This is a genomic window from Streptomyces sp. NPDC002690, assembly GCF_053592415.1.
Map to the genome: position 1 here is coordinate 1 of NZ_JBSFVR010000320.1, position 8,399 is coordinate 8,399.

4 protein-coding genes are annotated in these 8,399 nt (G+C 73.8%); 2 read left to right on the top strand and 2 right to left on the bottom strand.

Going from position 1 to position 8,399, the window contains the following annotated elements:
* Together eccB and eccD are read right to left on the bottom strand one after the other, a co-directional pair.
* Window positions 1–1,224, bottom strand: a 1,224-nt coding sequence (eccB, locus tag ACWD3D_RS28940) for a type VII secretion protein EccB (RefSeq protein WP_451463727.1), incomplete at its 3' end; no start/stop codon positions are given.
* 8 nt (window positions 1,225–1,232) lie between these two features.
* Window positions 1,233–2,621: a type VII secretion integral membrane protein EccD gene (gene eccD / locus ACWD3D_RS28945; RefSeq protein WP_451463728.1), complete on the bottom strand. Its 1,389-nt coding sequence runs from the start codon at window positions 2,619–2,621 to the stop codon at window positions 1,233–1,235.
* Between the two features lie 181 nt (window positions 2,622–2,802).
* Between eccD and eccCa the strand changes: the two genes are divergently transcribed.
* Both eccCa and ACWD3D_RS28955 read left to right on the top strand, forming a co-directional pair.
* Window positions 2,803–6,774 carry a type VII secretion protein EccCa gene (gene eccCa, locus ACWD3D_RS28950; RefSeq protein ID WP_451463729.1) on the top strand — a complete coding sequence of 1,324 codons (3,972 nt, stop codon included), beginning with the start codon at window positions 2,803–2,805 and terminating at the stop codon, window positions 6,772–6,774.
* Between the two features lie 84 nt (window positions 6,775–6,858).
* On the top strand, window positions 6,859–8,399 hold a 1,541-nt coding region (locus tag ACWD3D_RS28955; RefSeq protein ID WP_451463730.1), incomplete at its 3' end, for a right-handed parallel beta-helix repeat-containing protein.

The window sequence follows — 8,399 nt, forward strand, 5'->3', positions numbered from 1 at the left end:
GCTGGTCCGGGCCCGGACCAGCGCGCCCGACCCCGGCCGCACCCAGACGCGGTCCGCCGGGGTGCAGGCCGCGGTGACCGATGTCCGGGTGACGGGTGCGGAGCCCGTCACCCCGTCGCGGGCGGCAAGCGCCACCGTCGTCACCCAGCCGTCGCCCGTCGGGGCGGTGCGGACGCAGACCTGGGACTCGTCCGGATCGACGGACGACACCTCGGGCGCCGTGCGCGGCAGTGCTGGGTTGCCCGCGGACGCCGACGCGGGGGCCGTGTGCGCCGCCAAATCCGCAGGTCCCACGCTGAGTTCGCGCACCGCGGCGCCTTGGTAGGCGTCCCTCTGGGTGCGGGGGTCGCCGCGCAGCAGGAGACGGTCCAGCACCCCGAGGGGCACCAGGCCCTTCTCGGTGAGCAGGTAGTGCTGGCCGGACGCCGTGAACAGCTGCCCGATCCGGGTGTCCGCGCCGGACAGGCGCGGCCCGGCGGCGCCCCGCCGGGCGACCTCGGGCGGGGCCAGCCGTGGGCCGGCGTCCAGCGACTGGAGGAAGGAGGGGGCGACCGGCGTCGCCACCACGCCCGCCCAGCCGAGGGCGGCCGTGGTGCCGTGCTCGCTGTCGACGGCGAACCGACGCCCGTTCCATATCAGTTGGATACCTTCGCCGGGGGCGGTGACCAGCACGCCCCGGCTCTTGTCCAGCCCGGTGACCGTACCGGCCGCTCCGACGGAGACGCTGGTCAGCGGCGGTCCGTCCGGTGAGGAGGAGCCGGGGAGAGCGCACACCGACCAGGTCTCGCGCGGCAGATCGGAGGCGGGCAGACCGTCGGGGGCGCCGACGATCCCCAGGGCCGGGCCGCGCTCCGTACCGGCGAGAGAGCTCTCGGCCACGTCGGTGACGCGCAGACGGTCACCGGCGATCAGCCGCGCCGACGCCTCGTTGAGGACCGGGTGCAGGGCGCCGTCGACGAAGAGATAGCGGGCCCCGGTCTCCCGGACGAGGACCAAGGTCCCCGGCTCCTTCCAGGAGGTGGCGCCACCGGGGCGGATCAGTCCGTACAAGGTGGTGACCAGGCAGGCCAGGACCACCAGAAGAACGCCCCACACCAGCCCGCGCCAGGTGCGGGAGGAAGGGGTCTCGGTGGCGTCGGGGTCGGCGCGCAGCAGACCTCCGGAGAGCCGTCCCATGACGAACAGGTGGGCCTGGACCTGGTCCTTGCGGCTCTGGGTGCTCATGCGCCCGCTCAACCCCTGATCCCGCGCAGCGCCCCGAAGACTCCCGACAGCAGCGCGGCGAGCGGCAGCAGGACGAGGGCCACGACCAGATGGAGGACGTCCGCGGCCCTGCCCCAGTACGGGACGAGCCGGCGGCCGGGTACCGTCCACGCGGCGACGGCCGCCGTCGCGCCCACCACCACCAGGACCGCCACCACTTCCAGCCGGCCCGGCAGCGGGGCACCCGCGGCCACGACGACTCCCGTGGCGGCCAGGCCGTACGCGCCGGGCACGGCGAGCGCCAGCCGGTGCCGGAGCCCGCCGACGAGCCGCAGGTGCAGGAGCAGCAGCAGACTGAGGGCGACGGTGAGGGCGGGGCCCGTCCGGGCGTCCGACCCCGCTGCCGTCAGCAGCGCCGTCTGGCAGCCCATGGCCACCACCCCGAGTGCGGCGTATGCGCTGGTGAGGTACGTGTCGGCAAGCGCGGCGCGCGCCCTGACCCGTTCCGCGGGGAAGGGCTCGATGCCTTCTTGCAGGTCGTCGGCCCCGCTGGGCAGGGGAGGCAGCCGCATCCCGGCGAAGCGGAAGGCCAGACCCGGTACGAAGACGGCGCAGGCGATCGTCAGGACGGCGAGCCAGCCGGCGCTCTGGGCCAGGGGGAGTCCGGCGGAGGTGACGACACCGGCGAGCGCCGTGAACAGGGCGACGGTGAAGGCCCCGAGGAACAGCGGGACGAACGCTCCCACCGCCGCCAGCGCGACGATCGCGGCGCCCGCCGCGGCGGCCCCTCCCGCCAAGAGGCTGGGCCCCAGGCCGTCCTCGCCCGGACCCGCCTGCGGAAGCAGTGCCCCGGCCAGGGCGAGATGCGGTACGGCCAGCATGCCCAGGACAGCCCCCGCGCCGGAGTCGCCGACCGCCCGGGAAGCGGTGAGGGAGCCGGCGATCAGAAGCACGGCCAGCGTGCCGGCCGCGCCCGCCCGCCAGGCCGCCGCGCCCGGCAGGGCGAGGACCACCAGGGTGGCCAGCAGGGCTGCGGTGCTCCATCCCAGCAGGAGCCGCCGGGTCAGCGCGGACCGCCAGGTGTCGTCGCGGGCGCGCAGAGTCTCGCCGATCCCCTCGACGAGATCGTCGAACGCCACCTCGGGAAGCGCCTCGCCGCACGGTCTCAAGTACAGCGTCTCCCCGTCTACCAGGCCGAAGGAGGCGGCGGTCCCCTCCTCGTCGAGGGGCGCGCCACCCAGTCGCTGGACGGACCAGCCCCCGGGGCCGAGTCCCCGCTCGTGCGGCTCGGTTCCCGCGTACTCGACGAGTACCGGAAGCAGATCGGCGAGCGGAACATCGGAAGGTATCCCCAATTCGAAGGCCCGGGAAGGTGCTCTGACGGAAATTCGACAGAGTTCGCCTGTCTTGTCGCTCATGGCAACTCGATTCACTCCCGCCGTGAATTCGGCGGCGGTCCGACTCGGGAACGGGGGCACACTATCGTGACTCCCGGCCGTCAGTATGATCACCCGTCAACCAGCTTTCTCTGCCGCCCTTGTGTGGGCGGTCCATGTCCGGGAGACGTGCAATGGCCGCCACACGAACCGGGAGCCGGTTTTGACCACCGTCACGTTCCGTCGCCCTCCGCGCCGGGTGGGTCCGCAGATGCCGCAGGGCGAACTGGCCCTGCAGGAACCGCCGACGCTGCCCGAGCCCCAGAGCGCCATGGGCGGCGTGGTCACCTACCTGCCGATGGCGCTCAGTTCGCTGGGCATGGTGCTGGTCTTCCTCCGGCCCGGCGAGGGAAACGGCGTACTCATGTGGGTGGCCGTCGGCATGATGACGCTGTCCGCGGTCGTCATGCTCGTCGCCCAGTTCTTCCGGGCAGCGGGGGAGCGCAAGCGGGCCCTGCGCGGCGAACGCCGGGACTACCTGCGGTATCTCGCGACCAGCAGGCGCCGCGTACGGGCGGTCGTCGACCAGCAGCGCCGGGCGCAGGCGTGGCGCCATCCGGAGCCGGACGCACTGTGGTCGGTGGCCCGTACCGGCCGCCTGTGGGAGCGCAGGGCGTCCCACGAGGACTTCGCCGAGGTGCGGTTCGCCACCGGCGAGCAGCCTCTCGCCCTCACCCTGACACCGCTGGCGACGCGTCCGGTCGAGGACCTGGAACCCCTGTGCGCCCACGCGCTGCGGCGTTTCATCCACACGTACGCGACCGTGGCCGGGCAACCCGTCTCCGTGCGGCTCCGCTCCTTCGCGCGGGTGCTTCTCGCCCCGGCGGGCGATGCCGCCGACGAGGCTTCCCCGGTCGGCCCGGCGCGGGCGACGGCACGGGCCGTGGTGGCACAACTGGCCGCCCTGCACGCGCCGGACGAGCTGAACATCGTGGTCCTCGCGGACGGGGACGGCTGGGACGCCTGGGCGTGGACCAAGTGGCTGCCGCACACCCAGCACCCGACGGACACCGACGGGGTGGGCCCGGCCCGGCTGGTCGCGCAGTCCGTCTCCGAACTGGAGCCGCTGCTCGGTGAGGAGTTCACCGCACGGGGGCCTTTCCTGGCCGGCTCGGCGCCCGACCGCGACGAGCCGTTCACCGTGATCGTCCTGGACCTCTCCGCGGTGCCGCCCGGCGCCCGGCTGGCCGGGGACGGCTACCGCAACACGACCGTCATCGACGTCCGGGGCACCCTCGCCGCCACGGCCGAGGACCGAGGCACCCTGCGGTTGCGGCTCACCCCCGAGGACCTCACGATGCTCACCCCCGGCCGCGACGGCGGACGGGCCGAGACCCGGGTCGGCCGGCCCGACGCACTCGGTGCCGGAGCCGCCCGCGCACTCGCGATGAACCTGGCCCGGTTCCGGCTCGGCGCGGCCGCCAGATCCGAACAACCCCTCCAGGAGGACCGCGAACTCACCGACCTGCTGGGCATCCGCGACCTCGCCGCGGCGCGGACGGCGCAGCTGCACCGGCCGCGCACCGAGGGCGAACGGATGCGGGTGCCGCTCGGCGTCGCCGCGGACGGGTCGCATCTGATGCTCGACCTGAAGGAATCGGCCCAGGGCGGAATGGGCCCCCACGGCATGCTGGTGGGCGCCACCGGTTCCGGTAAGTCCGAACTGCTGCGCACCCTCGTGCTCGCGCTGGCCCTCACGCACAGCAGCGAGACGCTGAACTTCGTCCTGACCGACTTCAAGGGCGGCGCCACCTTCCTCGGGCTGGACCGGCTGCCGCACACCTCGGCGGTCATCACCAACCTGGCCGACGAGGCCGCGCTCGTCGAACGGATGCAGGACGCCCTGCACGGCGAACTCATCCGGCGCCAGGAACTCCTGCGCAGAGCCGGCAACTTCACCTCCGTGCGCGCGTACGAGGAGGCCAGGGCGGGCGGTGCTCCGCTCGAACCGCTGCCGACCCTGCTGGTGGTGGTGGACGAGTTCAGCGAACTGCTCGCCGCGCACCGTGACTTCCTCGATCTGTTCGTCATGATCGGCCGACTCGGCCGGTCGCTCTCCGTTCACCTCCTGCTGGCCTCCCAGCGACTCGACGAGGGCCGCAGCCAGCAGTTGGAATCGCACCTCTCGTACCGGATCGGCCTGCGGACGTTCTCCGCGATGGAGAGCCGCGGGGTCCTCGGCGTACCCGACGCGTACGAACTGCCCCCGCTCCCCGGCAGCGGGCTCCTCAAGAACGATGTCGGCACCCTCACCCGCTTCAAGGCGGCGTACGTCTCCGGGGACTACCGGCCCGTCCGTCCCGGCGCGTCGCGGCGCGCGGCCGTGGCCGGCCAGGTCGTCCCCTTCGAGGCAGGCTGGGTCCCGCCCCGTGCCCTGGCGGAGTCCTCGGAGGGCCCCGAGCAGGAGCCGGTGACGGAGTCCGACGAGGACAGCCCCGCGCGCAGCCTGCTGGACGTCGCCGTGGAGAAACTGGAGGGTTCCGGACCACCCGCTCACCAGGTGTGGCTGCCGCCCCTGAGCGAACCGCCCACCCTGGACCTGTTGTTGCCGGCCCCCGGCGAAACCGCCCCGTACCTGCGAGTGCCGGTGGGCGTGGTGGACCGGCCGTTCGAGCAGCGGCGCGAAGAACTGACCGCCGACCTCTCCGGCGCGGGCGGCCACATCGGCATTGCCGGCGGCCCGCAGTCGGGCAAGTCGACCCTGGTGCGCACCCTGATCTGCGCGCTGGCACTCACCCACACCCCGAAGGACGTGCAGTTCTACTGTCTCGACTTCGGCGGCGGCACGCTCGGCGCTCTGGCCGGACTCCCGCACGTGGGCGGCGTCACCGGCAGACTGGACCCCGAGCGGATCACCCGTACGGTCGCCGAGGTCACGGCCGTCGTGGCCCACCGCGAGCGGCTCTTCGCCGCCCGCGGCATCGAGTCGATGGCGGACTTCCGCGCCAGGCGCTCCGCGGGCGAGTTCCCCGAGGAGCGGCACGGCGACGTGTTCCTCGTGGTCGACGGCTGGAACACGGTGCGCCAGGACTTCATGGACCTTGTCCCGACCTTCGGGATGATCGCCTCGCGCGGCCTCAACTTCGGTGTCCACCTGATGGTCGCCTCCGGCCGCTGGTCAGAGATCGGAGCCGCGCTCCGCGACCAGCTCGGCACCCGCTTCGAACTCCGGCTCGGCGACCCGGTGGACTCCATGGTCAACATGCGTGCCGCGGGAACCGTCCCCGCGGTCCCCGGACGAGGGCTCAACAAAGACCGCAGCCACTTCCTCACCGCGCTGCCCCGGACCGACGCGGACACCTCGGCGGACACGCTCGCGGCCGGAGTGGCCGCGCTGGTACGCCAGGTGGCGGCCGGCTGGGACGGCGAGCCCGCCCCGGCCGTACGGACACTGCCCGCCACCCTTCCCGCTTCGCAACTCCCCCCGTCAGAAGGTGATCTGCAGGTCCCGCTGGGCCTGGAGGACCTGGGTCTCGACGTGTTCCGGCACGACTTCGAGGCGCACCCGCACCTCGTGGTGATCGGAGACGTGGAGTCCGGCAAGACGAACCTGCTCGCCCACATCGCCGAAGCGGTCACCGCCCGCTACACGCCCGACGAGGCCCGCGTGCTCCTCGTCGACTTCCGGCGCGGCATGGCCGAGACCGTCCCCGACGCACACCGGCTGGGCTACGCCGTGGGACCCGACCCGTTGCGCAGGATGGTCGAGGGAGCGGCCCGCGCCCTGCGCGAGAGGGTGCCCGGCCCGGACATCGCCCCCGGGCGGCTGGCCCTGCGGGACTGGTGGACGGGGCCACGTCTCTTCGTGGTGGTCGACGACCACGAGCTGGTCTCCGGCGGCGGCTTCGGCGCCAACGACCCCTTCACCCCGCTCCACGACCTCCTCACCCAGGGCACCGAGACCGGATTCCACCTCATCGTGGCGCGCGGTGCCAACGGCGCGGGCCGCGCGGTCAACTCCGACCCTCTGCTCCGCCGCCTGGTGGAGTCCAACACCCCGGTCCTGATGCTCTCCTGCCCGCCCTCCGAGGGACAGGTGGTGCCCGGGACGCGGCCCCGCGCGCTGCCGCCGGGCCGGGGCCTCTACATCACCCGACGGCGCACCACCCAGATCCAGACAGCGCTGCGCGACTGACCGCCCCGCGCCGACCGCCCGGTCCGGGGCAGCACCCCCGCATCCCCGGACCGGCTCACGACCACGTACCGCGGAAGGAACCCCATGGCCCGCCAGACCCTCGTCGCCACGCCCGGGACCACACTGACGGCGGCCCTCGACGCCGCCCGACCCGGCAGCGTGGTGCGGGTGCGGCCCGGCCGCTACGACGAGAGCCTCTCCATCACCAAGATGGTCACCCTGGTCGCCGACGACCCCGCCCGGCCCCCCGAGATAGCCCCCCGCGACGGCAGCGCCGTGCAGGTCCTCGCCGAAGCGGTCAAGTTGTCGGGCCTGGTCCTGTGCGGTGCCGACGAGGACGCCCCCGTGGTCGACATACCGCGTGGGCAGGCGGAACTGGAGAGCTGCGCGGTCCACGGCAACGGCTGGACCGCGTTGCTCGCCCGCGACGCCGGCTCCCTCGCGATGCGGGACTGCGTGGTCACCAACGGGCGCGGCGCCGGACTGGTGGACCTCTCGCCCCGTCGCAGCGTCGTCGAGGACTGCCTCTTCGAGCACCTGGGCAGCTCCGGGGTGGTGCTGGGCGAGAGCGCGGTGACCACCGTGCGCGGCTGCACCGTGCGCGACGCGCGCGGCAACGGCCTGCTGGCCGGCGACCGGGCCGCAGGCTCGGTGGAAAGGCTCACCGTCGTCCGTACCCTCAAACCGGGCGTCGCCCTGGAGGAGCGGTGCTCGACCCGGCTGAGCGAGGTCCGCGCCGAGGAGTGCGTCATCGGCTTCCACCTCTCGTCCGCCGGGAGTCCCGTGCTCGACGACTGCGTCGCGCGCGGCAGCACCACCCACGGGCTGCTGCTCTCCGGCGCCGCCGGCCCACGGCTGAACCGGTTCCTTTCCGCCGGCTCCGGGGGCCACGGCATCGCCGCCACCGACCGTTCGCGCGGTACGTTCACCGACTGCCGGGTCACCGACTCCACCGCCGCGGGGCTGCTCGTACGGGACGGCTCGGCCCCCGCTCTGCTGCGTACCGCGATCGTCGGCGGCAGGTCCGAGGGGGTCGTCGTCGAAGGCGAGGCCGCACCCCGGCTCGACGCCGTCACCGTCGAGGGACCCGCCGGACACGGCATCGTGGTCGCCGGTGCCGACCCTTCGCTGCGCTGTGTGGACGTCACCGGGAGCGGCGGCCACGGACTGTACTTCCGCGACGGCGCGCGGGGCACGGTCGAGGACGGCACCGTCACCGGGGCGGGCGGCTGCGGAGCCCTGGTCGAGGCGTCCCGTCCGGTGTTCCAGGGCGCGGTGCTCCGCGACTGCTCCGCTCCCGGGCTGCGGGTGACCGGCGAGGCGGCCGTCACACTGACCGCGGTGACGGTCGAGAACGCCGGATCGGAGGGCATCACGGTGGAGGGACCGGCCGAACTGGTCGCCGTCGGCAGCCGGGTGAGCGGCAGCCGGACCCACGGCGTGCTGATCGGACCGGGAGCCACCGCCGGGCTGAACGACTGCGACCTGGGAGGGTCCGGCGGTGACGGCCTGCGGGTCGCGAGCGGAAGGCCCGTACGCGTCACCCGGTGCATCGCCGTGGAGGCCCCGGCGGGCGCCGCGATCCTGGAGAGCTGGTTGCCGGCCGTACCGCAGTGGGGGTGGGC